The 2,111-nt window shown below is 70.8% G+C and carries 1 protein-coding gene and 1 tRNA gene; one reads left to right on the top strand and one right to left on the bottom strand.

What is annotated here, in order from left to right; genetic code table 11:
• Nucleotides 1-89 precede the first annotated feature (89 nt).
• Nucleotides 90-1,073, bottom strand: coding sequence for a zinc metalloprotease (locus ACWENR_RS30600; RefSeq protein WP_452280414.1), 984 nt, complete (start codon nt 1,071-1,073; stop codon nt 90-92).
• Nucleotides 1,074-1,422: 349 nt separating this feature from the next.
• On the opposite strand from ACWENR_RS30600, the gene ACWENR_RS30595 reads away from it, so the two are divergent.
• Nucleotides 1,423-1,496: transfer RNA gene (locus ACWENR_RS30595), tRNA-Gly, on the top strand.
• Nucleotides 1,497-2,111: the final 615 nt, after the last annotated feature.

Raw genomic sequence — 2,111 nt, 5'->3', positions numbered from 1 at the left:
GCCGACCCAGCATCCCGTTCAGGGTGACCGCCAGCCGGTGGATCTCGTCCTGCGACGCCGGTACGGGCAGCCGGCCGCGTACGGCCGGATCAGGCCGCGCGATACGCGTTCCAGGCGGTCAGCATGCGGCTGGCCTGCCCGGCGGTGAACTGGTACATGCACGAGTCGTAGGTGTAGTCCATGAAGTTGGTGATCGGGTCGGCGCCCGGGGCGGTGCAGGTGTCCCGCCCGGTCGGGCACTGGTAGGCCGGGGAGGCCTCGGCGGCGGTGTCGCTGACGCTGTCGCCCGAGCCGGAGCAGCCCCCCTGGAAGGTGTGGTAGAGGTTCAGCCAGTGGCCGACCTCGTGGGTGCCGGTGTCGCCCTGGTTGTAGTTGGTGGCCGTGCCGCCCGGCAGCGACTCGCTCAGCACGACGACGCCGTCCATGCTGCTCAGCTTGCGGGTCGGGAAGGTGGCCCAGCCGAGCAGGCTGTCGCTCAGCTCGCCCAGGTAGACGTTGAGCATGTTCTTGCCGCCCTCACGCAGGGAGGTCTTCATCGACCGCTCCGCCGAGGAGCCCTGCACGATCGGGTACCAGGACGGGTTCGTCACCCGGTTGATCTTCGTGAGCTGGAAGCTGAACGCGGTGGCCGCGCCGCCGGTCGCCCCGCTGTAGGACTGGTTCAGCACATTGATCTGCGAGGTGATCATCGAGTCCGGGATGTTGCCGCCGGCCCGGGTGCTGTCCTCCTGGATCACGTGCACGACCACGGGAATGGTCACGGTGGCCATCGTGGAGGCGCCGGCGCCCGTACGGAATCGCGCCCGCTCGCGCAGGGCGGCGGCCAGGTCGGCCTCGCGCTCACGGGTCTCCGCGAGGGTCAGCTCGTTGGGCTCGTGCTTGGCGCCGCCGCCCGGCCTGATCCGGGCGTCCGAGTGGACGTCGGCCGGCTCGACACAGACCTCGCTCGGGGCGGCGGAGAAGGCCGACGCGGCCGGGACGACGCCCACCGCCGCGGTGCTGAGCAGCAGCGCGAGGGTCGTCGACGCGACGCCGGCCGTACGCCGGGTCAGCAGGTTGGGACGGAGTCCCATGGGCCCACCTCTTTCTGGCGACGCGACAGGGGGTATGTCACGCCGTGGCTGAGAACGTTGGGCAGACGTTACAACCGATTGAAGAATTTGAGAACGCCCATATGTTGCCGTGGCGAAACTTTTTCCTGGCGAGGGGCCGATGATGATCGACATCGGGTGATGGCCCGGTGTCCCACGGTGCCGGTGACGCTCCCCGCGACCCCGATCTTCGGTTGTACCGGTCGCCACCTCGGCCGCACGTGCACGGCGCGGGCCGAGCGCGCCCGGGCGCCCGTCGGGAGGTGGGCGCGCTGCCGGAGGGGGGACCTGGGTGCACCGGCGTGACGACTCAGGTACAGTGGTGCCGCCTGCGGGTGTAGTTCAATGGCAGAACATCAGCTTCCCAAGCTGACAGTGCGGGTTCGATTCCCGTCACCCGCTCCAACGTGAGGCCCCAGCTCAGGACCGGTTTCCTGGCTGGGGCCTCGATCGTTGCTACCGCTTCCTGCGCTGGCCGTGCCCGCTACGTGCCCGACCACGGCCCTTCTTGATCTGCTCGCTGAGGCCGTCAGCGATGTGCTCGTCACGCTCCTTGGCGATTTCTGTACGTCTTCAAGGCGGCCCCGAACGGGCCGCACGCGTCGCCGCCTGTGCGCGTGCCGGCCGCTGCCGCTGTCGCTCTGCGGCCGTCACCCCTGATGCCCGGCGGCTGGCGCGGAGAGCGGGGAGCCCGGTGGGCCGCCGCAGACGACAGGATCGTTGACCGGGGTGTGGTGGGCCGGCAGCCGGCCGGGCCGCGCGGCCAGAAGCCCGCGCGGCGTAGGGGAGCGCACGCCGACCACGTCGGCGAGATGACGACGGTCGCGGGGTTGCGGTTTAGAGCGCCTCCGGCGGGGGCGCAACGGCTCCAGGATGGACGAAGATCGTCGGCAGCCGCCGGGTCCGTGGGTGGTTGCGGTAGGCCATCCCGCCTGCCATCGACCCGGGCAAGCCGAGCAGACCACCGCCCGACCCGCCAGCGTCCGAACCTGCTCGACGTGGCGGGCCGGGCGGCGGCCC

Source organism: Micromonospora sp. NPDC004336 (assembly GCF_053602615.1).
Note: the sequence above shows the minus strand (reverse complement) of the source record. Positions and strands in the feature narration are given on the sequence as shown.